The organism is Enhygromyxa salina (assembly GCF_002994615.1).
GTDB lineage: Bacteria > Myxococcota_A > Polyangia > Nannocystales > Nannocystaceae > Plesiocystis > Plesiocystis salina_A.
In genome coordinates, this window is the sequence record NZ_PVNK01000257.1 from 36,579 (window position 1) to 59,872 (window position 23,294).

Genomic DNA, 23,294 nt, shown 5'->3' on the forward strand with positions numbered 1-23,294 from the left:
TATCACACGAGCGCGCTCGGTGGCGGTGCGAGCATCTGCGCTACCCGCCGCGCCGACGGTCGTGCGCGAGGGTTGGGGTCGACGCAGCGGGCGATCAGCTCGACGAGGCCCGGCTCGTCGACGCCACGGGTTGCGAGCACCGGCCAGATGTTGGGGTCGGCGCGCTCGTTTGGGGCCGGAGTCTCGTGCCAGCCTCGCAGCGCGAAGGCGATGACGAGCCCGAGCGAGAACACGTCGCCGGCGGGGCTCGGCGGGGTGCTCACCCGCCGCTCGGGTGGCGAGAACAATACGGTCGTGTAGCGCTCGCTGCCCCAGTCGCACAGGCGGCCCCGACCCTCGCGGGAGACGAGCACATTTTGGGGTTTCACGTCACCGTGGGCGAGGTCGAGGGAGGCGGCCGCGGCCAGCCCCGAGCTCGCGTCTCGCAGGACTTGGAGTCGCTCGGATTTACTTGGCGCCCGACCGAGCCACGCGTCCAAGCTGCCGCCCAACATGCGCCCCGTGACCAGGTAGGGCAAGGTGCCCGCGCAGCCGTGGCCGCGCATCTCGACGACGTGATCGTGGCGCAGCCGCGAGAGCAGCTCGCGCTCGCGCTCGAGCTCGCGGCGGTGGATGGCGAAGCCCGGGGTCGGGAGCAGGACCTTGATCGCTATGTCGGCTCCGGTCGTGAGCTCGAGCCCCGCGAACACCGTCGCGCGAGGACTCGTGGCGAGCACCTCGAGCAGCGCGAACTGCTCGTCGAGGACCACGGCGCGGCGCTCGGGCCAGCTGGTCGAGCTCACGCACGCGAGCTCGCGCCGCGCCGCCGCGAGTCGCTCGCTCGACCACAGCGCCGCGTCGAGCAGCTTGGCGAGGCTCTCGACGCCTCGCTGCCACTCGTCGAGGGCGCTCATGACCCCATGCTCGGTTCAGTTGAGGTGGACGATCTCGCCGCGCACGTTCACGTCGTGGTTGGCCTCGATGTTGACGCCGCCCTCTTCGGCCTCGATCGTCACGGCCTTGGCCCGCAGCCGCAGCTTGCCGGGCAGGCGCAGGTCGGCGTCGGCGCTGAGCAGGCGAAGCTCGGGGCCCGACTCGCCAGGGGTGATCGCAACGAGCTCGGTCCCATCTTCACTGACCACGCGGATCGACTCGTCGGGCTTGAGCGTGACCGTGTGCTTGGGCTCCGACCTGGGCTCCGGGCGCTTGGCGAAGCCGTCGACGACGCCGATCACGACCGGTCCGTCGGTGTTGGCGGGGATCAGCAGCAAGACTTGATCGCGCTCGCGGATCGCGAGGTTGTGCAGGACCGGCAGCCAGCGCAGGTGCTCACCGTTGGCGTCGGTCCAGCGCACGCACACGCGGCCGCTGAGGGTCGGGTGCCGAGCGTCGGTGCACATGCCCACGAGCGAGTGCACGCCAGGCTCGGGGCCGCGCGCGGGCGTCGACTCGATGAGGAGCTCGAGGGGGCTGGCTTCGCGGGTGCCGGCCTCCGGCTCGTCATCGTGTTCTGCGTCGCTGCTCATCGCCGGGTCACCCTAGCGTCGACGGGCGCGCGTGTCGACGGTGAGTGGGCGCCGCGACGCTGGTTGGAGGACTGGGGACAAGCTCGACCGGGGGGCGGGCTCTCGCGCGCGACTCGTGGTGAGAACGATAGACATGTGCTTGACTCGCTCGCGTTGTGGCGAGCGAGTCGAGCGTCCCAACAGATGAGTTGGGCCGACGTCTACATCGATTACTTGATCGCTCACCACCGGTTGCGGCGTGGCGCCCTCGCAGCCGACAGCAGGAATGAGTAGAAACGTGAGTAGCGCGATTGTCTTGGTTCGCATCGAGACGACCTCCTTGGAGTCGGTTGCCCGTTACGCGAAGCGCCGATGATGCTTCGGAAGTTTGTCCTCCCCCACTCGTGCGCGGCATCACGGCCCGCCCTGCGACAAGCCCGCGGGCGGTGTTTGCGCAACCCCGAGTCGCTGCGAATTTAAAAAGCAACAAAACTATTGTTTGAGTTGGTAGCTTGTGCCAGAATCACCAACAGAGGCTGCCATGACCGATTTTCGACGATTCATCCAGCTCCCGCTCGTACTCGGGCTCACAGTGTTTTCCGCCGCCTGTGACAGCGAGACCGTCGTGATCGACGACGGTGCAGACGACGCCGACCTGGATGACGCCGACATGGACGACGCCGAGGTGCCCCCCGACGTCCCGCTCGAGGACGAGATCCAAGCGTGCGAGACCGCAGGCGAGGCCCGGACCTGCGAGACCGCGGAGCAGGCCGAGGGCAAGCAGTTTTGCGCCTTCGACCCCGAGCTCGGCAACTACTGGGGCGAGTGCTTGACCAGCTACGAGTGCCTGCCCGGTGAACAGCGCGACTGTGAGCTCGGGGACATCATCTCGTGCCAGCTCGACACCGCCGGGGTCCCCTACTTTCCCGGGTGCCCGTTCACGCCGCTCGTGCTCAGCTTCGACGCCGGCCCGGTCGCGCTAGCGAGCAACGCCGCGTCGTTCGACATCGACGGCGCGGGCATGTGCCTCAACACCGACTGGCCCGCGACCGACAACCCGTGGCTGGCGATCGACCTCGATCACAACGGGTTTGTCGACGGCGGCCACGAGCTGTTTGGCTCGGGCTCGGTGCTCGGCTCGGGCCGGCGCGCCGACAATGGCTTCATCGCCCTCGCCACCCTCGACAGCAACCACGACGGCAGCATCGACGTCCGCGACGCCCAGTTCGGCGAGATCCTGGTCTGGCGCGATGAGGACGGCGACAAGACCTCGCTGCCCGGCGAGCTGAGCACCCTCGCAGAGGTCGGCGTCGAGTCGATCGCGCTCGACTACTTCGTGCGGGAGTTCTGCGACGACCGGTCCAACTGCGGCCGCGAGCGCGCGCGCTTCGAGTTTCGCAGCGGCGGCCAGCTGCGCGTCGGCGAGGTCGTCGACGTGCACCTGCAATGTCAGTGAGCGTCAGTGAGCGTCAGTGAGCGCTCAGACCAACAGCCCGGCGATCGTGCCCACGACCTCACCGAGGTCCTGCTCGACCCCAACCGCCCGCATCGCCGTGTTGAGCACGTTGACGGGGTGATAGCCAAGCGCCGGGATGTGGTGGCCAGCGACCAGCCCGCCGGCACGCCCGGCGCACAGGCTGATCATGTTCTCCGTCGAGTGTGAGCTGTTCTCCGAGGCCGACGCGGGGTCGTAGCCGTGGCCGCCCTCGTGGAGCATGACCAGCGCGCTGTTGTCGAGCACCGAGCCGTTGCTCTCGGGCGTGTCGCGGAGCCTGGCGACCAGGCTGGTCCGCGAGTGGCTGTATCAGGTTAGGTCGTGAGCACCACATCCATCGTGATGTGATCCTCGGCCGTGACCACGCCCTGCACCAAACGAGGATCAGCCGAGGTCCGCTCGCGCACCAGCTTGGCCAGCTCGGCTCCGTCCCAGGCTGCGGGGTCGCGTTGGTTCGGCTTCCGCTTGGGGAGCAATATGGGCTCGTCGTAGTGCGCCACGACTCCGGCTGGAAACATCACTCCACGCCACAGACTGGATCATTACGCTGTTTCGACGGTCGCTTGACAGCGACGATCTTTGTGCGCTCTGCTCCTGACAAGTCACGTCGGGTTGACTCCGACGCGACTGTAGGAGTAGCTCGATGTCCAACCCTCGAATCCGTCACGCCCTCCTCGGCACATTGATCCTCTCGCTGGCCAGCTGCGGCGGCAACAAGCCGCCCGACGACAAGGCCAAGACCGGGGCCAAGACCGAGGAGCCCTCAACCGATCCAACCCCGACCGAGCCGAGCGTGACCGAGCCGAGCGCGACGACGATCACGCCCAAGTCGATCCCACCGGGCTTTGACTTCCCGGCCCAGCGCGCGGACATCGAGGCCTGGATCGCCGGCGGCGAGCTGACCAAGATCCGCGAGCACGGCTGGCACGTCTGGGCCGGCATGACCGCGGACTCGGGCGAGATGCACAGCAGCATCAACCTGCCGATCTGGGACACTTGGCTCGGCGACGAGCAGCTGTTCACCACGCAGACGCCCGCCCCGATGACCAGCCCGGCGCGCGCGTTCAAGCCGCCGACTCAGGCCAACCACGGCGGCGCCACGCCCTCGCAGGTGGTCTCGTTCAACAAGTTCAACCCGGCGATGGCCACCTATTTGAGCACCGCGCACCCTGGACCGGGCGGGGCGAGCTTCGAGTACACCCAGGCCACCTCGCTCGCCGCGCTCAATCAGGCCTTCGACAACGAGAGCGCCAAGCCGATCGATCGAACGGTCGTCCAGGCGCCCTATGTTCCGCCGAGCTCGGGCGGCCAGGGTGAGGCGGCGATGGAGACCAAGCCGGTCTTCAACCTGGTCAAGGCCACCGGCCTGACCGCGGTTCCGCTGTGGCGCGGCTACAGCGGCACCGCCGTCACCAGCGGCGCGATCACCCAGAAACAGACCACGAGCGCCCACCTCGCGTGCACGGGTGCCCCGGCCAGCACTCAGCAGACTGACGGCCCCGCGCCGAGCACCTGGACCAACTGCGTGATCCTGGATCCCGCCAACACCGGGCCCTCGGACACCGCCTTGGTCCCCGCGACCCCCGAGCAGATCAAGCAGGCCCAGCAAAACGCCGCCGTCAACGGGACCCAGAGCTGCTCGACCTACTCCTACGCCCCGCTCTCGGTCATCTACAACTTTGCAATGTCGGCGGCCGAGGCGGCCGCGTTCGCCAGTGCCCAGCGCAACAAGCAGGCCGCGGCCGGGGACTTCGCCGTCCTCGTCGCGATGCACGTCAACACCAAAGAGACGATCAACTGGACCTGGCAGACCTTTTGGTGGCAGCCCGACGACAGCGTGCCAGCGAGCGACTGCAGCTACGACCAGGGCGACGTCACCGTCAACGCCCCGGGCGCGACCGGCTGCCCCGGCAGCAAGAGCGACATGACCTCGGACGTGGTGGACGAGTGGAGGAACTACGCGATGTGTACCGCCTACGCCGAGCCCAACGTGACCAAGCCCTCGGAGCTGACCGTCTGCTACAACCCCTTCCTCGAGACCCACGGCACCCCCTCGGGCGTGTCGAGCAATTGCATGAGCTGCCACGGGATCGGCACGGTCAACTCGACGGCCAGGTCCGTCCCCGGTCTGTCCTATCCCGTCCCCTACGCCAAACCGATCGGCTTTGGGACCAACACCCCGCTCGACTCGGGCCCGCTCAACGCGTGCTTTAACAGCGTCACGCGCACCGACTTCTCGTGGGCGATCCCCTTCGAGGCGGCGAAGCCATGAGCTACCCGGGCTGGGGTCCGTTCACGAGCCCACCGAACATCCTGATCCTGATCACGGATCAGCAAAGCGCGGTCCAGCACTTCCCGCTGGTCAGCGATGGCTCGGGCGGCTCGGTGCCCTGGGCCAGCGTGAACCTGCCCACGCTGACCAGCCTCCAGGCCGGCGGGATCGCGTTCAGCAACGCGATCACCAGCACCTGCGCGTGCTCGCCGAGCCGCGCGACGCTGTGGACGGGCACCTACCCCCAGACCAACGGCGTGCCGCAGACCGACGGCCAGCTCCCGACCGTCGCGTCCGGCACCCTCAACATCGCGTCGATGCTCGCGGCCGCGAACTACCAGGTTGTCTACAAGGGCAAGTGGCACCTCCACAAAGACAGCTACGACGTCGGCGGCGAGTCGCAGCCCTCTTTCATCACCAGCGCCACGGTCCGCCCGATCGCGTCGTCCGACGCGGCAAACGAAGACAACCTGATGATGCAGAGCTGGGGCTGGAACACGACCCCTAACCCCAGCTACGACCCCAACAACCCCGCCGCCGGGCCCCAGAGCTGGTCGGCCTGGACCTCGCCCGACTCGGGCACCGAGCTCAGCTCGGGCCCGACCCCGACCGCGAGCGACACCTCGAGCCTCAACACCCTCGGCGGTCTCCCGGCCGTCGGAACCAAACCCGCGCCCCTGCCCGCCAACGACTGGCGCGTGGTTCATGGCGACGGCCTCCAGGCCACCCAGCAAAGCGCGATCGACTTTCTGACCCAGCAAAGCACCAACCCGAGCGGGCCCTTTTGCCTCGTCGTCGCGCTGACCAACCCCCACGACATCTTCGTCTACCCCTCCAACGTCGATCCCAGCTTCCCCGGTTACGACAAGAAGAACGACGCCAACTACGATCCAAAGGTCATCAACAGCGCCCCGTTCACGGGCTTCTCGCCGCCCTCGACCGAGACCGAGGACATCTCGACGACCAAGCCCTCGACCCAGGCCACGCTGCTCGACAATTTTCAGGGCGGACCGCTGACCTCGCCTTACGACACGCAGTACGTTCAGTTCTACGCCTACCTCCAGACCCTCGCTGACAGCCTGACTGGCGACATCATCGGGGCAATGTCGTCGGACTTGCTCGCCAACACGATCATCATTCGCATCTCCGATCACGGCGAGATGAGCCAGGCCCACGGCGGCCTGCGCGAGAAAGAGAACACCGCGTACCGCGAGACCCTCAACGTCCCGGTCGTGTTCAGCAACCCGCAGCTGCTCGCCTACTACCAGCAGCGGCGGGGCGGCTCGGGCGGCGTCGTCCTCGACCAGCTCGTCGGACACGTCGATCTGTTGCCGACGCTCGCGACGATCACCGGCGTCCCATCGACCGCGCAGCCGGCGTTTCAAGGTCGCGATTATTCGGATCTGCTGCTCGGGAATCCCGACGCGTGGTCGCCCTACACCACGACCAAGACCGGCGGGCTACCCGCCGTGTTGTTTACTTTTGACGATGGGTTCGTGACCAACATGAACCCGGTCAATCACATTCGCTGCATCGTCACGCCGCAGTACAAGTACGCGGTCTACTACGGGCCGGGGTACAGCAAGCCGGAGTTCGAATTCTACGACTACTCGACGAGCGCGGGCGTGGCCGAGACCGACAACCTGCTCGCCGGGACCGTCAAGGGCAACACCACCGTGCAGGCGCCGACGGCCAGCACGGTGTTGGTCGCGAGCCAGGGCTGGACCTGGCAGGACGTGCATGACGATCTGAGCGCGCTGATGGCCAGCGGCAGCACGGACACGACGCCCAGTGGGTGGCAGACCACGCCGGTCTCGACCTACAGCGTGTAGGTGATCGGGCGCCCCCGATGGCCTCACGGACATTTGCACCTCCGGGCACGCCGGGAACCCACTCCACTCGAACGACTCGTGGCTCCATATGGTCGCGCATTGCTTCGACGACTCGCCTCCCCTCGCGGGTGACGAACGCGCTCTGTCGGCGTCCACCGTGTCGAGCCAAACCTCGGTCCTCAAGCTCCATGAACGCTCGAAGGCTGCCGTGTCCGATGGAGGTGTTAATGGCTGGGTCGGTGACCCAAGTTCGGTAGAGTTGGACGAGGAACCACAAGGCGAATTCCGGCAGGTCGTCCTCTGCGGCGCCCGGGGGAGCCAAAGACGCTACTGTCTCGACGCGTGCACGCTTGCCCAGATCGGGAAGAGCTCGGCGAAGAAGTTCGACCATCTGGTCTTGTCCAAGCCTAATCTTTTCCTGCCCATCCTCCAACTCCCTGAGTCTATCGAGTTCCTCGAGTGCGGCACCAGCCAAGGGCTCGATAGCTTCCTCCATGAGATCAAGCCTCGCTATTTCGGAGTGCTCGTTCTCAGTTCGACCATTTTGGGTCGCGTGGCGTTGGATCATGCCGACGACCTTCCTCGCCGCAGTAAGCGGAGCCGGAATACCGAAGGCTGCCAGACCCACCTCAAGAGCCGACACAACCGCGTCCCAGTCGTCCTTTGTGGGCATGCTGCTCATTGGGCTCACTAGCAGCCCGGGGTGCAATGCCTCGCGCCGCCTCGCTTGGCCTTTTCGCCGAGGGCTTTGTCGCCAAAACTTGCAGTACGCCCGGTACAGCGGCGTTTTGGCTTCGCGCCCTCGGCAAAAATTCCGGCGTGAGGCGACACGATGCATTGCACCCCGGGCTGCTAGGTCTCAACGTATCGCCAGCGGGCCGAGGGGTCAAGAAGTTCATCTTGGCGGCCACACCGTCCAGGGTCTTGGGTCTCAGCGTCAGGGGTCTCCGAGTCCCAGCATGGCCCTCTGCACGCTGTTGTCGGCGGCCGCGCCCGGCTGCAAAGCATCCCACGGTTCCGTGTCGGCGTTGAAGTCGTCGTCGACGCCCGACGCGATCCGAAGCCACAAGGGCGTGACGGGAACTCGCGTGCGCTCGCGCAGCGATAGCCGCAGCGACGGCCAGCGACGGCTAGTCGAGCATGACTTCGCGCATGCGGAAGCGTCGCTTGGCGCTCTGCCCCCGCCCCAGACCTGCACAGCAACACGCACTCAACCACTTGAGGGCATCGCGCTCCTCCTCGGACCCCACCGACCCCCGCTGACCCCCGCTGATGTGCCCTAACCGCCCCGCTGATGTGCCCCAACCGCGGGACCGGGAAGACGTATACTGATCGGTCACATGACCTGCGGGTGAGATGATATTCGATCGGAGGGGGCCATCATGGACATGGCGGTGAAATCGGCGCTGGATGTGCTGCTGCCCGAGCCGGACAGGGCGGCCTATCTCGAAGCCTGTCGCCGCAGGCTCCCCGTCGTGGAGCAGCTCGTCGAGCGGCTCGCGTCATATGACCTCGTATCGGTCCGGGTCTTCGCCGAGGGCATTGCCCCGAGCGCGCGGGTCACGGTGGATGTCCAACGATGGATCGACGGAGGCTTTATCGCTGATTATGGGACGACCGTCCGCATCAGCCGCCTTGGACCGTTGTTCACCGTGCAGCATCGCTTCGCTGTGCAGAATCGCCACCCGCACGCCACTGAGCCGAGTCTGAGCGGGTCGGATGGATTCGGATTCATCGCCGAACAGCAGGCGGTACACGAGGAGATCTCCGCGGTGCTCGAAGGTGGCGGATTGACCGAGCTGACGGCATGGGATCTCGACGAATCGATCGACGAGCTGCGGGGCACGCGCTGGCACACGGTGACGTGCCGGCCGACGGTCAGGCTCGCGCTATTCGAGGACCTGTTTGAACTGTTGGAGCCCCCGAGGCCCGAGAGGTGATCTGGCGATCCGTGCCGTACCGATCCCGCATCCGGCGGGCGCCACATCCTCGAGACCAACCGTCAGCTTGGGAGCGAGTACGACACGGGACGGTCTCCTTCCAATGGGAGCCCGCCGCGGGGCTGTGGCGGCTGTCTGCCTTATCCGCGCCCACACGCCAAACGCGCCCCCTCCCCGCCCAGCGTGATCGATTCGGCTCGCCGCGGCACATTCAGGACATGCGCCTCTCTTGCATCGCCCTCGTCCTCGCCTCTGCCCTCGCGCTGCCCGCATGCGGCAGCGGAAACCCCATGCCGATGGACACGGACGGATCCGAGGCCGGCAGCGGTGAGACCGGTGGCGAGGGCGGTGACCCGGCCGCGGACTTGCTGATCCGCTCCGACGTCGAGCCGGACCTCGATCCGGCTCCCTCCACCGAGGTACGCGACGCCTGGCGCGCGGCCGAGCTCGACGTCGGCGTCTCGCTCTACGGGGAGCTGCGCACTGCGGCTTCGGGCCCGGGGAACGTGATCTTCTCACCGACCTCCGTCCGCTCTGCGTTTTCGTTGCTCTACCTCGGCGCGGTGGACTCGACCCTGGACAACTTCGCCAGCGTGTTCGGCTTCGACGCCGATCTCGACGTGAACGCGGAGATGTTCAACTGGATGTTCCAGAGGCTCGTCGCGCGCGAGGACGAGGGCAGCGAAGAACACGATCCGACGATCATCATCCCCGGTCATTCCGTGTGGATGGCCGAGGGCATCACGCCCGAGCCTTCGTTCTTGGACCGGCTCGCGCTGCACTACGACACCGGCGTGTACGCCATCGACTTCTTCGGCGACCCCATGGGGGCCGAGGACCTGATCAACGACTGGGTCGGGTGGAAGACGAACGAGCTGATCCCCGACCTGTTCTCCGGCCAGATCCGCGACACGACGGCGATGGTCCTGGTCAACACCATCTACCTCAAGACCCCGTGGCTCGAGCCCTTCGAGGAGTCGTTGACCTCGCCGATCTCGTTCACGACGCTCGATGGCCCGGCCGTCGAGGTCCCCGCCATGCACGCCTACGGGCTCGATCTGTCCGCCAACGAGAACGCCGACTACGTCTCCGTGACCGTCCCGTTTCACACGGGCCTCGCGGCTACGTTCATCCTGCCCACGGATTTCAACGCGTTCGTCGGGGGTCTCGACGCTACGACGCTCGGCGAGGCGCTCGTGACCCCGGAGTCGCGGATGGTCGACCTCGTCGTCCCCAAGCTCGATACGCGCTTCAAGGCGAACATCCTCCCGCAGCTCGAGACGTTGGGGCTCATCGCTAGTGGTGACTTCACCGGAACCGGCGCCGCCGGCTCGATCACCGACGTGATCCACGAGGTCGTGGTCAAGATGGACGAGAAGGGCACGGAGGCCGCCGCGGCCACGGGCATCGTCGTCGGCGACACCGGCGGGTTCGGGGACCCGCTCGAGCTGCGTCTGGACCGGCCGTACCTGATGGCGATCACCGATCCGAGCAGCGGTGCGCTGCTGTTCTTCGGCAGCGTGGCGGACCCATCGCTGTAGGTCACTCGACGCCGGCCATGAGGCGTACCGGCCCGAGCCCGCGCCACCGAAGATCGGGGCGGGCCGCGAAGACGGCACTTATTATCTGCCTGGTTGGATGCGCCGTCGGGCTTGTGTCGGTACATGGCGCGCCCGCCCGTCTGCCAGGAGCGCCTCGAGGTCGCAGGGGCGGGCCAAGTCGTGCACCGCTTCAAGCGCGCGTGGCGAAGCGGTGCCCACGGCGTCGTGCTCGATCCTCTCGACTTCATCGCGCGCCTCGTCGCGCTGATCCCTCCGCCGCACTTCAACATGCTGCGCTACTTCGGCGTGTTCGCGGCCCGAGCCAAGGTCCGTAGCACCCGTGGGTGTGGCTGCTCCAGCGCGTGTTCGCCGTCGACGTCATGACCTCCAACGCTGCCGCGGCGACATGCGACTCGTGAAGATCGCCAACAGCCCCGACGAGGTCGAGCGCGCCCTCGCGGAGCTCGGGCTCGGGCCGAGGGCTCCACCGCGCCCACGACCGACGCTGCCTGGCCAGCTCGAGCTCGAGCTCGTCGCCTGACCGACCCGCGAGCCCCGCGTCCGCCGTGGGGGCAGTCGTGGTTGGCCGGCACCACAGCGCCCGAGTTCACGGCCAGGCCGGCTTTCACGGCCACACAGGGTTGGGTTTGTTGGCCCAGGCGAGGGGTTGAGCACCTCGGGGCACCACACCGGACGCCGCGTCGACCCCGGGCTGCTAGTCGTGCGAACGATCTCCCGACCACCCACCGCTCATGTGTCTTGGGCGCCGGGTGCTCGAGCAGGTACTCGAGCACGCGACGGCTGAGCCGTGCCAGCGCATCGGCGCGCTCCCCACGTGGCGCATCGACGGTCGCGGCTCGACGGTCTGGTGGAGCAGAGTCTCCTCGGGCCGATGGCGCTCGTAACCGTCCCGGGCGTCCGCAAGGTCGCGGTCTGAGGATGACCTGGGTTGGATGCCGGCCGCGCAAAGATAACGTCCTCACTCGCTTTCGTCGTCGGGCTCGAACACGATTGGATAGTTGAGCTCGAATCGTCCGCCTTCGGGCGGCGCTTCGAAGGTCATCGCCAACGTTGACTCGCGCACGCACTCGCTCATGAACTCGCTGATCAGCGTGCTCTCCTCAGAGACGACCTCGGCGTATTCGACGAGCCCGCCAATCTCGGGGTCGCCGATCACCGCGAATTGTAGGGCCAGCGTACCGCTGAGCTGGGGATCGGCGCTGAGGGCCGTGTTGTAGCAGTCGACCATCGGCGGCAGAAGGTCCTCCTGAACCCGCTCGCGCAGGTACTTGCGGTTCTGCTCAGACAGCTCCGTGACGTCGACGGGACCTTCGCGGCGCGCAGCAGAGGAGTTGGACGGGCTCGAAGTAGCGATCTCGCGCTGGGCGAGCGCTCGCTGGATGTCGGCACGCATCCGCGCGCTGGCCTCGCGATCGGGGACAGGCCTCTTGACAGCTCGGGTCGGCTCGACCGCCGGCTCGGCGACTTTCGGCGCGGAATCGGCCAACGAGCGGGTTGCTTCGACCTTCGAGGAGGGCTTTGGCTCGACCGCCGACTTGGCGCTCGCCGTCGGCGGTGTGGCGCTGCTTCGGGCGATCAGCCACGCCGCGCAAATTCCGACTGCCAGCAGACTCGTTCCGAGGATGAGGGGGGTTCGTGATGGGTTGCGCATTTTTTGTCTCCGATTTGGCGCCGCAGCGCGTCACCCCTGTGAAGCGTAAACTCGCGGCGAGAACCACAACGGGCTCAGGAAATTTGCTCGGGCCTGTTCGCCTCCCACTCTCGCCTCAGCAGGCCGAAGACGTGCTCGTCCACGTAGCCCTCGTTTTTGCGCACACACTCGCGCGCACACCCCTCGCGCACGAACCCGGCAGCCAGGAGCATTCGGATCGAGGGTCCTGCCAGGCCAGGCCAAGCGCCGACGGACCGGGCAACAGTCGCCATGGCAAGCGCGGTGTTGACGCTCGCAAGAAACCCCAGTCCCGGGATGGCCTTGGCCCGACTCCCGTTTCGGCGAGTCATGCGCGAACACTCGCTGCATCAACCACGAGCTTCTTCACCTTGCCGTCGAAGGCCAACCCCAGATGCGCAGGCTCGGAGGGCTCGGGTACGGGTCCCGGCACCACACGAGCACCGTCCTTGGCGTGGGCCGCGAGCATGCCGTTTTGGTCCGGGCATGGGCGATACGAGTAACTCTCCAAATCCTGAAGACGAGTAAACGAGCTCGTGCTCCCCGACTTGAGGCGCTAGCAGCCCGGGGTGCAACGCCTCGCGCCGCCTCGCTTGGCCTTTTCGCCGATGGCTTTGTCGCCAAAACTTGCAGTACGCCCGGTACAGCGGCGTTTTGGCTTCGCGCCCTCGGCGAAAATTCCGGCGCGAGGCGACACGATGCATTGCACCCCGGGCTGCTAGGCGGCGCCGCAATCCCGAGGGTCATCGCAGCTCTTGACGTGGACGAGGTGGATGACGCGATCCCCGTTGTTGCTGATGTACATCGGTGCGCCGCTGTGACCGGTTTGGGTGTCGAGCCAATGTTCGACGTAGTTCGAGTACGCACCTCGAGTCTCGCCGAATATATGGTACATGTAGCCGCCGCATTCACCATTGCCGTCGAGCGAACCCACCCGGGGGAACGCGACTCGTTTGCGAGAGTCAGTACCGCGTAGTCGTACTTCATGCCCCCGTCGAACGAACCGAGGGGCCAAGCGTACCAGGTCACACGGCGGATTCCGCGTGGGAACTTCGAGTTGGACCCTGACGGTCCAGGGGCGCCGTCACCAGACGAAATCCCGAAGCCACGCTCGCAGCACCCTCGGTGTCAGGCCGTGGGATGCCCTAATGCTTCTTGTCCTCCTTGCAGCGCTGGACCTACTCGCAGGTGCCGAAGTCCTCGGGCTCGTAGCCGCACTTCGCGAGCAGGCCCACGCAATGAGCGGAGAAGAACAAGGCTCCCCCGCCCTTGACCAGGGTGATCGGGGGGTGGGGCGCAGGGGTCCGCATGGGTCGGTAGGCTCGCTTGGCCGAGTGGCATTCGCGATACTGTCGACCTCATCATTCTACCCTGGAGGATACTCGATGGCTCGAGACTTCTCGCGAACCCGCCAAGATGGACAGCCCTCCGAAACCCGTGACGCGAAGTACGTCAACGACCGTCGACTCCCGGACGACGCCGCCTACGCACACGCGACCGTCGCGGGCCTGCTCCAGGACGACGTGCTGCTGGAGCTCGTGACCGACGCGGACGCCGCGGCTGCGCTCGACGACTGGTGCATCGTCGAGTACGAGGCGGACCCGCAGTCGGTGATCATCCCGAACCGCGACGAGGTCCTCGAAGGGGTGTTCGCCGTCCCGCTGGCGGAGATCCGGCGATGGCGTGTACGTGAGAGATGACGAGTTCGGTGCTCCGACTCACGAGGAGATCGCCGACGTTGCGAGGTGGACCCACGAGCGACTCGGCACCGACGCGGGCAAGCTCCACAAGCTTCCGCTGCCTCACCCCAACAAGGCCCCTCAGGCCCTGGCCCACCTACCCCAGCTCGCTCCTGGCGCGACCGACGGATACAGCGAGGCGTTGAGGCAGCGCTTCAAGAGCGACCCGACCTCGCTGCGCTCGGGCACGCCAACGTAGGCACACGTGTGGGTGGAGGACCACGCTCGGTGCTCGACGAACGGCCGACCACCCGCTCGCATATCGCTGCGGAGAGCGACCTGATGCGGCTCCGAGCGCGATGTCGAGCGACTCGTCTCAGGCGGAGGACGACGAGCCGCTGCCTCGGGACCGCGAGTCGAAGACGCAGGGAGCTCAGGCTCGTCTCGGCGCTCCTCGCCGCCTGCACGCTGGCGCCGGCGCCCGCGCTCGCGCAGAACTCCGACGTCGTCCGCGCGATTCGGACCCACCAGGGCGCGCAGCGTCGATGGTGGGCTGCTAGCACCCCGGGCTGCTAGGGGTTCGTCTTGGGACCGTACCAGGTCAGGTTCGTGATGATCGCGGGCTTGTCCAGCCCGAGCTGCTTCGATTTTCCGGCCTGGAAGAGCGCCGAGAGCGACTCCTCGCCCTTATCGAAGCAGAGCTGGTTCTCGAGCCCACATCCATTCGTTTGGGCCCAGCCCGCGTTGTCCATCTCGAGGATGAGCTTGGTTTGGACAGAGGAGATGTCGTCGCCCCAGCGCATGACCATGGCCTTCTCGACGCCAGGTTCGGTCGGCGACCCCTGGCAGACCGACACCGTCTCGTCGAGGATGGGGAGCTTGGCGAGGTTCGGCGGGAGCTCGGCGTTGCTGTCGCTGCACGGGCTGGCCTTGCACGCGCTCAGCGACATCGACAGGGCGGCGAGGCTCAGGCCCAGCGCGGTGGACCGAAGGAAGACTCGAGCTGAGTTGGTTGTGCTCATCGCGCACGAGATAGCAAAAGGGGATCCAGACTCCAAGTCATCCTCAGGTCATACATTCGGCGGGGCGCACCGCGTCCATTGAGCGCAGGACGGCACCTGTCACCAAGTGACGGCCTGGCGGCACGACCACGTGAGCTTGCGACGCGAACGCTCACTCGTGGACGTGGACAGGCACGCGCTCGCGGGCACACGCGGGGTCCCGCTCGCCACAGGCTGAGGCGAGGTGAGGCTGGTCGTCGGGTTTGCGATGGACAAAATAGGCTTCGAGCGCCGCGTCTGCGCGGGGATCCTCGAGGGCCTGGAGCGCGAGGGCCTGCGTACGCAGCAAGGCCGGGTCGCGCGGTCGCAGGGCCAAGGCGGCGGCCGAGACCTCGAGCGCGCGGCGGTGCATGCCCGCGCTGCCGCACGCGGTCGCGAGCTCGGCCGCGAGCTTGGGCGAGCCGGGGCTCGCGGCCAGGGCTCGCTCGAGGTGGGGCACGGCCTGCTCCCAGCGCCAGACCTTGGCCAGCGCGCGCCCACGCAGGAGGTGGGGGTAGGGGTGCTCGGGCGCGAGCTTGGCGATCCGATCGGCGATCTCGAGGGCCTCGTCGGCTCGACCCTGGCGCGCGGCGATGGCCCCGAGCGCGGCGAGGATCCGGGCCCTGGCGGCGTCGCGCTCGGCCTCGGGGAGCTCCGCTCGCTCGAGGGCGAGCTCGGCGGCGGCGAGGGCCTCGCGGGCCTCGGGCAGCCGCTCTTGAACCTGGTGCGAGAGGGCCACGCCGAGCTCCCACAGGCGCTCGTGATCGAGGCGGCCCGGCTGACCTCGACCCCCGCCGGTCAAGCTCAGCGCGGCCCGAGAGATCTCGGTGACCGGCAGCTCGACGCAAGGGTCGAGGTCTTGGCCGATCAGGCTCGAGGTCGCGGCCAGGAACGCGCGGCCCTGCTTGGTCTTGGACTGACGGCAGGTCTCGTCGGCAAGCTCGAGGGCGCGGCTGCGGTGCAGGAGCCGGGCCTCGACGTGCAGGGGACCGACGGCGTCGCTCGGGAGCTCGACGGCGTAGCGCACGACCACGGCGTCGCGCGGGCCGACCGTATGATCGAAGGCCACGGCGCGGAAGCGCTCGATCTCGCGAGCGCTGCGCAGCTGGCCGTGCTCATCGACGACGCCCGCGCGGAGGCGATGGACCTCGCCGCTGTCTTGTTCGAGGCTGGCGACGACGCGGCCCTGATCATCGAGCACCCGCAGGGCGATCCAGGTGTCCTGGGCGTCGCGGGTGCCCCCGGGGAAGCGGTGGCCGACGGCGAGGTTGCGGACGACCAGATCCACGACCATGCGCCCGCGGGCGGCGGGGTCGAGCCCGGCCCCGAGCAGGTGCCGGGCGCCGTCGAGCTCGACCGCGGCGACGTCGACGCTCGCTACCCCGCGCAGGAACTCCTGGACCCGCGCGAGGGTCTCGCCGTCGCCGCGCATGGCCGCGAGCCAGGTGTGCCCGCCGATGAAGCGGTGCGAGCGGAGCTTGCCGTCGGCTCCGATCGCGGGGTCCGTCGCGCCCGGCGCGGCCTCGCGCGGCATGTGACAGTCGGCGCAGTGGCGCTCTCGCACGGGCGTGTCGAGGCGCAGCTTGCTGCCCGCGTAGCTCGAGTCGCGCCAGGGCCCGAGCTCGTCGGTCCCGCCGAGGTGGTGCGGGTGGCCGGTCTCGACCCCGAGGAAGGCCCGGTGGCACGAGCCGCACTGCTCGCGGGCGGGGCCCATGGCGTCGCGGTGGCGCTCGATGCTGGCCTCGTCGTCGAGCTCGGGGATCGGGATCGGCGACGCCGCGAGGGTGTAGCTGCCGTTGCCGTCGGGCGTCGACTCGGCCACGCCGTGGCAGCTGACACAGCCGACGCCGACGTGAGCGCGGGGCTCGGCGGCGGGGATCTCGGCGTCCATGGCCCGGTCGACGAGCAGCGCGGGGTCGTGGCAGCCCGCGCAAAAGCGGCTGCGCGCGGGGCCGTCATCTTGGTCCCGGAAGCGCTCGATCGAGCGGCGGTAGATCGGGTTGTTGAAGCTCGCGAAGGAGTGGGCGCTGATCCGCCACTGCGCGGCGATCTCCTCGTGGCAGCTGGCGCAGTTGTCGTAGTCGGCGACCTGAGCCCCGGTCGGCGGGTGATCGCCCGGGGCGATGTCGGTCGAGGCCGGGGCGAAGCTGGTCGCGGCCGCGTGGATGAAGGGCGCGGCGAGGGGGCCAGCCTCGCTCGGGGCTTCGCTGACCTCCGCGATCGCGAGCGCGCTCGCGTCCGCGTCCGCGGGCACCGAGCGCGGCGCCTCGCTCTCGCCCTGCCGACACCCGAGCGTGGTCACGAGGCCGAGGGCCAGGACCAGGCCCGAACGCTGGCGCTCGATCGCCATCGCCATGCTCATCGCCGCCGACGGATCAGGCCGGCCAGCCCGAGCAGCCCGAAGGCCGCGAGCGCACCTGCGCCCCAGGGGTTGTCGTCGGCCGTCGAGCAGTGCGCGCAGCCGCCCTCGTTGGTGTTGCCGCCGTCGTTGCCCTGGGCCGCTCGCTCGCGCTCTCGAGCGTGGGGGATCTCGGTGGCAGGGGCGGCGCCGCCGAGCCCGAGCTCTCGGTGCGTGGCCGCGGTCACGAAGGTGTCGAGCTTGGCGTCGCGCTCGACGAAGGCGAGGTCCCGCGCGACCTTCATGCCGCCGCCGTCCTCGCTTTGGTGGTTGGCCGGCGGCCCGCCCCAGCGGCCAAACTGCGGGTTTTGGCAGGTCACGGGCCCGTCCCAATAGTGGCGGATGATGTAGCGGGCCTGGAAGTTGTCCTCGCCGTATTCGGCCGGCCGTGAGCTGCGCTCGAGGACCCCGTCTTCTCGGATGAACTCGCGCCCGCCGACGATCGGCGGGGCCTCGCGGAAGACCAGATCTTCGCCGAGCGAGGCCTTGTCGTAGCGCGCGTGGAGGCGCGTGAGGGTGAACTCCGAGGTCACGCCCCACTCGTCCGTCAGCTTGCCTTGATCGTCAAAGTAGCGGGCCAGGCTCGGGAGCACGTCGGCCCCGAGGACCCGGAGCTCCTGGCCGCTCAAGGCCGGGACCGGGCAGGGATCACAGGTCGACGCGGCCCAGGCGTACTCGGTGACGACGGCCTGGGGGTTCTGGGCGAGGGTGTGATCGAAGAGCGAGGCGTAGAAGGGCCCGAAGCGCTCGCGGGTCTCGTCCTTGACCTCGAGGTTGGTCGGGATCGTGACGTTGTCGTAGTTGGCGACCTCGTAGCGCTTGTGCTGACCGAGGATGTGGACGAGCAGGTCCTGATCGCCGTTGCTGTTGATCAGCCCGAGCCGGACCGGGAGGCTGAACTCGTCGCTGTCGTAGTGAAAGCGCAGCGGCGAGAGCTGGGCCTGGCCCTGCTCGTTGAACGCGACCTTGGACACGTCGACCTTGGCGACGAAGAATTTCATGCCCGACTGGACATAGGGCTCGAGCACCGGGCCGGCGCCCTCGGGGATCTTGTAGCCGTTGTCGCGCAGCCACGCGTCGAGGCCGGTCGAGTCCTGGGCCCCGAGCACGACGATCTCGTACTCGCCGACGGTGAACTCGGCCTCGATCGTCACGCCGTAGTCCGTCGCAGCCTCGGCCGCGGCGCTCGGCGCCATCGCCATCGTCTTGCGCCGAAACCTGAGCTTGCTCTCCTTGTCGAGCGGCGGCTCGTAGCAAGGGTCTTGCTCCCAGTACTCGACCAGGCGCGGGGCCGCGAGCTGATCGACGCGCTCGAAGACGTCGCGCTCGAGGGTCTTGACGTCGTCCTCGGCGAGGACGACGGGCACGGGCACGACCATCGCAAAATTCTCGGGCGGGCCCTGGTAGTTGTTCTGCATGGCCAAGACGGTGCGCTTGCCGTCGCGCATCATCACGACCATGGTCGCGTTGTTGTAGAGCGCCGCGTCGGCGCCCGCGACGTAGAAGCCGCAAAAGGCCTCGGCCGAAGGTGGCGCGGCGAGCAGCGCGAGCCCGGCGAGGCCGAGGCCGACGAGGGAGCCGGTGAGCGAGTGAAGCTTGGTCATGGCGTGTTCAGTCGTGGTTGCGGCGGCGGACGCCGGCGAAGATCGTGAGCGCGAGGAGGCCGAAGCCGAGGCCGCCGAGCGGCGTGTCGTGGTCGACGTCGCAACGACAGCTCCCGCCGTCAGCTTTCTCCTTGGCCGCGGGGTCGGCCTCGTCGGCCTTGGCGGGCGCGGCAGCTTGGGGGTCTGGCTGCTTGGTCTGGGGGTCTGCGGGCGCCTCGGGGCTGGTTGCGCCCTCGCCGGAGTCGGCGCTCGGTGAAGCTGGGGTCGCGCTCGCGGCGACGCCCAGGATCGCGCCGGACTCCGCGGTCACGAAGCTCCCGAGCGAGGCCGTGCGGTCGACCGTCGCGAGCTTGCGCGCGACGCTCGGCTGCGGCTTTTGATTGGGGTTCTTCGGCGGCCCGCCCCAGACCCCGCGCTCGGGCTTCTCGCACTCGATCGCGCCGGTCCACGGGTGGCGAATGATGTAGCGGGCCTGGAACTGGTTTTGCGACGAGGGCTGGGTCCCGCGCTCGAGCTGACCATTCTCTTGCATGAATTCGCGCCCGCCCGCGATGCCCGGGGCCTCCTCGAACACGAGATCCTCACCGAGCGAGCGCTGGTCGTAGCGCGCGTGGAGGCGCGTGAGCACGAACTCGCTGGGCACGCGAGCCTCCAGGCTCGGGTCGATCTGCTCGCCGTCGAGCTGGCCGGCGTAGGCCGGGAGCACGTCGGCGCCGAGGGTCACGAGCTCGGCGAGGGTCAGCGCGGGCTCGGGGCAGGGGTCGCAGGTGCTGGCCGACCACGCGTACTCGGTGACCACGGCCTTGGGGTGCTGCGCGAGGGTGTGATCGAAGAGCGAGACGTAAAAGGACCCGAAGCGATCCCGGACCGCGTCCTTGACCTCGAGGTTGGTCGGGATCGGGACGTTGGGGTAGTTCGAGACCTGGTAGCGCTTGCCCCGGGCGAGCACGTGGACGAGCAAGTCCTGGGCTCCAGCCTCGGCGCCGTCGCCCTCGCCCTTCCCTTTGCTGGGGGCGTTGATCAGGCCGAGGCGGATCGGCAGCGCGAACTGATCGCTGTCGTAGTGAAAGCGCAGCGGCGACAAGGTCGCGCGCTTGGAGCCGTCGGGCTGGCGCTCGAATGTGACCTTCTCGACGTCGACCTTGGCGACGAAGAATTTCATGCCGCCCTCGACGTAGGGCCGCAGCAGCGGCTCGGCGCCCGCGGGGATCTGGTAGCCGCTCTCGCGCAGCCACGCGTCGAGGCCGGTCGAGTCCGAGGCCGACAAGATCACGATCTCGTACTCGGCGACGGTGAACTGGGCCTCGATCTCGACGCCGTAGTCCTCGGCGCTCTCCTCTTCCACTGCGGACGTGGGCATGGCGCCGCTGCCCCGGGGTTTCCTGAAACCTCCGTCGACCCAGGGGGCGCAGGGATCTTGCTCCCAGTACTCGACCAGGCGCGGGGCGGCGAGCTTGTCGACGCGATCGAAGACCTCGCGCGGGAGGGTCTTGACGTCGTCCTCGCCGAGGACCACGGGCACCGGGACGACCATCGCAAAGTCCTCCGGCGGGCCCTGGTAGTCGTTTTGCATGGCCAGGACCGTGCGCTTGCCGTCGCGCATCATCACGACCATGGTCGCGTCGTTGAGCAGCTGCGCGTCGGCGCCCGCGACGTAGAAGCCGCAGAAGGCGTCGGCCGGCTGAGGCGCGGCGGTCGCGACCCCGACGCCGATCGCGGCGGCGATCGCCAAGCCCAGGCTCACTCGGGCGCGGGGGCTCATAGCGAGCCTCCCTCGGCCACGCGGCGACGCCTGGACAGCCCGAGCAAGCCGAGCCCGAGCACGCTGGCCAGGGCGCCGAGCGGGGCCGGCTCCTCGGCGCTGCACGAGCAGCCCTTTTTGGTCTGCTCGGCCTTCTCGGCCTTCTCCTCGGCTCGCTGGGTCCGCTTGGGGCGCTCGTCGGGCGGGGTCTCGCCTTCGAGCTTCAAGGCAGCGTGGGCCGAGCTGGTCACGAAGCTCGACAGCTTGGCGTCGCGCGACTCGAACGCGAGCTGCCGCGCGACCTCGACCTGGCCCTGGCCCTGGCCCTCGTGTCCGCTCGGCGGCCCGCCCCATTGATCCCACAGCGGCCGCATGCACCGCACGGCGCCCTCCCAGTAGTGCAGGATCACGTAGCGGCCCTGGAAGCTGTTCCAGTCGCCGGTCTCGCGGACCTCGGGGTCGACCTTGCCGTTGACCGGCATGCCCTGACCCCCCGCGATGCCCTTGGCCCGCTCGAACACCAGATCCTCGCCGAGCGTGTCCTTGTCGTAGCGTGCGTGGAGGCGCGTGAGCACGAAGTCACCCGAGATCTGCCAGCGGACGTCGCTGTCTTGTTTGAGCTGGCCCTGGTCGTCGAAGCCCGCGGCGTAGCGCGGGAGCACGTCGGCGCCGAGCACGATCAGCTCTTCGGTGCTGAGGCCGGGCTCGGGGCAGGGATCGCAGCTGCTCGCCGACCACGCGTACTCGGTCACGACGGCCTTGGGGTTTTGGGCCAGGGTGTGATCGAAGAGCGAGACGTAGAATTGGCCGAAGCGCTCGCGGACCTCGTCCTTGACCACGAGGTTGGTCGGGATCGTGACGTTGGGATAGTTGGCGGCCTGGTAGCGCTCCTTGGGCGCGAGCACGTGGACGAGGAGATCCTGGGGGCCCCTGGCGTTGATCAGGCCCAGGCGCAGGGGCAGCGCGAAGTCCTGGCTGTCGTAGTGAAAGCGCAGCGGCGAGAGCATCGCCTGCTTGGTCCCGTCGGGCCGGGTCTCGAACTCGACCTTCTGGGCGTCGACCTTGGCGACGAAGAACTTCATGCCACCTTCGACGTAGGGGCGCAGGACCGGCTCGGCGCCCTCGGGGATGTTGTAGTCCTCGCTGCGCAGCCAGGTGTCGAGGCCGGTCGAGTCCTCGGCCGACAAGATCACGACCTCGTACTCGCCGACCACGAACTCGGCCTCGATCTTCACGCCGAAGTCGCCGGGCGCGCTGGCCGACTCCATGACGCTGCCTTCGTCTTTGAAGCGCTCGCGTCGCTGCTCGCGCTGTCGTCGTCGGGCCTCGCAGGGATCTTGCTCCCAGTACTCGACCAGGCGCGGGGCCGCGAGCTTGTCGACGTGATCGAAGACCTCGCGGGGCAGGGTCTTGACGTCGCCCTCTTGGAGCACGACGGGGACCGGGATGACCAGGGCGAAGTCCTCGGGCGGGCCCTGATAGTCGTTTTGCATCGACAGGACCGTGCGCTGGCCGTCGCGCATCATCACGACCATGGTCGCGTCGTTGAACAGCTCGGCGTCGGCGCCCGCGACATAAAAGCCGCAGAAGGCCTCGGCCGGGGCTGCGGCGCCGAGGTACGCGCCCGCGCCGGTCGCCAGCGTCGCGCTCAGGGTCAGGAACTTCAGCTTGGTGTGCATGGGGGTCTTCCTTGCTCGAGTGTCCCGGAGGCGAGCCATGAGCGCCGTGAACTCGCGGGCGCGGACAGGAGCCCGATGGTACGGGGTGTCGCGCCGCTGACGCAGAACTTTCTCGTCACCGACTGCGGTCTTCACCCCAAGAGGGCGCTTTTATTTGTCGTTGCCCGAGCCGACGACTCCGCGCAGGAGCGGGGAGCGCCAGCGGCACGCGGGGCCGTCGCTCGCGGGGGCCGGCGTCGGCTGCTCCTGGGCCTTGGCGGGGGCTTGGGGCAGCGGCTCGAGCAGCCACGCCTCGGCCTCGGCGAGCTCGTGAAACGAGCGCATTTTTACGCCGACAGAGATCGCGCGCATGTTGCTGGCGATGCGCTTGAGGTCGGACCGGACCAGCAGCGCGACCTTGTCGTGGAGCCGGCCCGCGTCGACCCAGGTTCGGAGGATTGTGTTGACCGCTTCGGTCGGGGCCGGCATGTCGCGGGTGTCGAACAACACCCCGCGGCTGCCGCTTTGAGCGAGGGCATCGTCGACGGCGGCGAGGATCGTCCGTGCGCGGAGCTCGTCCGGCACGGACTCGTTGCAGACGAACACATACCCGTCCACAACCTCGACTTCGCCGCCAAGGAAGATCACGTGGTCAGCATTGCCCACGTGTGCTGCCCCGTCCACATGAAAATTGGAGCTACGCCATCTCGCTGAGGCCGCGAGCGATGCGTGCGAGTCCCTCGGTGAGCACCGCTCGCGAGGTCGCAAAGCAGATCCGGATGTGGCCCTCGGCGCTAGCAGCCCGGGGTGCAATGCATCGTGTCGCCTCGCGCCGGAATTTTTGCCGAGGGCGCGAAGCCAAAACGCCGCTGTACCGGGCGTACTGCAAGTTTTGGCGACAAAGCCCTCGGCGAAAAGGC

Annotated in this window: 22 protein-coding genes; 9 read left to right on the forward strand and 13 right to left on the reverse strand. The window is 68.1% G+C overall.

Going from position 1 to position 23,294, the window contains the following annotated elements; genetic code table 11:
• Positions 1–2: 2 nt before the first annotated feature.
• Both ENSA5_RS29500 and ENSA5_RS29505 read right to left on the reverse strand, forming a co-directional pair.
• Complete coding sequence (locus ENSA5_RS29500; protein ID WP_106395051.1) at positions 3–893, reverse strand: protein kinase domain-containing protein; 891 nt, start codon at positions 891–893, stop codon at positions 3–5.
• A 15-nt stretch (positions 894–908) separates the two neighbouring features.
• Positions 909–1,505, reverse strand: coding sequence for a translocation/assembly module TamB domain-containing protein (locus ENSA5_RS29505; RefSeq protein WP_106395052.1), 597 nt, complete (start codon positions 1,503–1,505; stop codon positions 909–911).
• Between the two features lie 520 nt (positions 1,506–2,025).
• Here ENSA5_RS29505 and ENSA5_RS29510 point away from each other — a divergent pair.
• Complete coding sequence (locus ENSA5_RS29510; RefSeq protein WP_106395053.1) at positions 2,026–2,940, forward strand: SPM autocatalytic domain-containing protein; 915 nt, start codon at positions 2,026–2,028, stop codon at positions 2,938–2,940.
• 24 nt (positions 2,941–2,964) lie between these two features.
• Here the strand turns inward: ENSA5_RS29510 and ENSA5_RS29515 are convergent, their stop codons facing one another.
• Together ENSA5_RS29515 and ENSA5_RS38485 are read right to left on the reverse strand one after the other, a co-directional pair.
• Entirely contained in the window at positions 2,965–3,225 is a 261-nt protein-coding gene (locus tag ENSA5_RS29515; protein WP_106395054.1) for a hypothetical protein, read from the reverse strand.
• A 68-nt stretch (positions 3,226–3,293) separates the two neighbouring features.
• Positions 3,294–3,497, reverse strand: a complete 204-nt coding sequence (locus ENSA5_RS38485; RefSeq protein ID WP_106395055.1) for a hypothetical protein — start codon at positions 3,495–3,497, stop codon at positions 3,294–3,296.
• A gap of 125 nt (positions 3,498–3,622) precedes the next feature.
• Between ENSA5_RS38485 and ENSA5_RS29525 the strand changes: the two genes are divergently transcribed.
• The 6 genes from ENSA5_RS29525 (at position 3,623) to ENSA5_RS39420 (ending at position 11,105) form a co-directional block, all read left to right on the forward strand.
• The gene (locus ENSA5_RS29525; protein WP_146156239.1) at positions 3,623–5,251 is read left to right on the forward strand and encodes a hypothetical protein; all 1,629 of its coding nucleotides are present in this window, start codon (positions 3,623–3,625) and stop codon (positions 5,249–5,251) included.
• Positions 5,248–7,083: a sulfatase-like hydrolase/transferase gene (locus tag ENSA5_RS29530; RefSeq protein WP_106395057.1), complete on the forward strand. Its 1,836-nt coding sequence runs from the start codon at positions 5,248–5,250 to the stop codon at positions 7,081–7,083. Before ENSA5_RS29525 ends, ENSA5_RS29530 begins: the two co-directional genes overlap by 4 nt.
• Before the next feature lie 1,382 nt (positions 7,084–8,465).
• Positions 8,466–9,023 carry a hypothetical protein gene (locus tag ENSA5_RS29535; RefSeq protein ID WP_106395058.1) on the forward strand — a complete coding sequence of 186 codons (558 nt, stop codon included), beginning with the start codon at positions 8,466–8,468 and terminating at the stop codon, positions 9,021–9,023.
• A 218-nt stretch (positions 9,024–9,241) separates the two neighbouring features.
• Complete coding sequence (locus ENSA5_RS29540; RefSeq protein WP_106395059.1) at positions 9,242–10,564, forward strand: serpin family protein; 1,323 nt, start codon at positions 9,242–9,244, stop codon at positions 10,562–10,564.
• Between the two features lie 123 nt (positions 10,565–10,687).
• Positions 10,688–10,948, forward strand: a complete 261-nt coding sequence (locus tag ENSA5_RS29545; protein ID WP_106395060.1) for a transposase — start codon at positions 10,688–10,690, stop codon at positions 10,946–10,948.
• 31 nt (positions 10,949–10,979) lie between these two features.
• Positions 10,980–11,105: a hypothetical protein gene (locus ENSA5_RS39420; RefSeq protein ID WP_258183049.1), complete on the forward strand. Its 126-nt coding sequence runs from the start codon at positions 10,980–10,982 to the stop codon at positions 11,103–11,105.
• A 438-nt stretch (positions 11,106–11,543) separates the two neighbouring features.
• Here the strand turns inward: ENSA5_RS39420 and ENSA5_RS38490 are convergent, their stop codons facing one another.
• The 3 genes from ENSA5_RS38490 to ENSA5_RS39425 all read right to left on the reverse strand — a co-directional run bounded on the left by ENSA5_RS38490 (position 11,544) and on the right by ENSA5_RS39425 (position 13,564).
• A complete protein-coding gene (locus tag ENSA5_RS38490) occupies positions 11,544–11,978 on the reverse strand; it encodes an AgmX/PglI C-terminal domain-containing protein (RefSeq protein ID WP_181198281.1) in 435 nt (144 codons plus the stop codon).
• Between the two features lie 994 nt (positions 11,979–12,972).
• Positions 12,973–13,149, reverse strand: a complete 177-nt coding sequence (locus tag ENSA5_RS36495; RefSeq protein ID WP_181198282.1) for a hypothetical protein — start codon at positions 13,147–13,149, stop codon at positions 12,973–12,975.
• A 283-nt stretch (positions 13,150–13,432) separates the two neighbouring features.
• The gene (locus tag ENSA5_RS39425; RefSeq protein WP_258183050.1) at positions 13,433–13,564 is read right to left on the reverse strand and encodes a hypothetical protein; all 132 of its coding nucleotides are present in this window, start codon (positions 13,562–13,564) and stop codon (positions 13,433–13,435) included.
• Between the two features lie 75 nt (positions 13,565–13,639).
• On the opposite strand from ENSA5_RS39425, the gene ENSA5_RS29555 reads away from it, so the two are divergent.
• Positions 13,640–13,954, forward strand: a complete 315-nt coding sequence (locus ENSA5_RS29555) for a hypothetical protein (protein WP_106395062.1) — start codon at positions 13,640–13,642, stop codon at positions 13,952–13,954.
• Positions 13,944–14,192 carry a hypothetical protein gene (locus ENSA5_RS29560; protein ID WP_106395063.1) on the forward strand — a complete coding sequence of 83 codons (249 nt, stop codon included), beginning with the start codon at positions 13,944–13,946 and terminating at the stop codon, positions 14,190–14,192. Before ENSA5_RS29555 ends, ENSA5_RS29560 begins: the two co-directional genes overlap by 11 nt.
• A 313-nt stretch (positions 14,193–14,505) precedes the next feature.
• Here ENSA5_RS29560 and ENSA5_RS29565 read toward each other — a convergent pair whose 3' ends face one another.
• The 6 genes from ENSA5_RS29565 to ENSA5_RS29590 form a co-directional block, all read right to left on the reverse strand.
• The gene (locus tag ENSA5_RS29565; RefSeq protein ID WP_106395064.1) at positions 14,506–14,955 is read right to left on the reverse strand and encodes a hypothetical protein; all 450 of its coding nucleotides are present in this window, start codon (positions 14,953–14,955) and stop codon (positions 14,506–14,508) included.
• A gap of 151 nt (positions 14,956–15,106) precedes the next feature.
• Positions 15,107–17,323: a multiheme c-type cytochrome gene (locus ENSA5_RS29570; protein ID WP_181198283.1), complete on the reverse strand. Its 2,217-nt coding sequence runs from the start codon at positions 17,321–17,323 to the stop codon at positions 15,107–15,109.
• 8 nt (positions 17,324–17,331) lie between these two features.
• A complete protein-coding gene (locus ENSA5_RS29575; protein WP_106395066.1) occupies positions 17,332–18,975 on the reverse strand; it encodes a DUF2330 domain-containing protein in 1,644 nt (547 codons plus the stop codon).
• Between the two features lie 7 nt (positions 18,976–18,982).
• Positions 18,983–20,737: a DUF2330 domain-containing protein gene (locus tag ENSA5_RS29580; protein WP_106395067.1), complete on the reverse strand. Its 1,755-nt coding sequence runs from the start codon at positions 20,735–20,737 to the stop codon at positions 18,983–18,985.
• On the reverse strand, positions 20,734–22,395 hold the full coding sequence (locus ENSA5_RS29585) for a DUF2330 domain-containing protein (protein ID WP_106395068.1): 1,662 nt from the start codon (positions 22,393–22,395) through the stop codon (positions 20,734–20,736). Before ENSA5_RS29585 ends, ENSA5_RS29580 begins: the two co-directional genes overlap by 4 nt.
• Before the next feature lie 150 nt (positions 22,396–22,545).
• Positions 22,546–23,022: a SpoIIAA family protein gene (locus ENSA5_RS29590; RefSeq protein WP_146156242.1), complete on the reverse strand. Its 477-nt coding sequence runs from the start codon at positions 23,020–23,022 to the stop codon at positions 22,546–22,548.
• Positions 23,023–23,294: the final 272 nt, after the last annotated feature.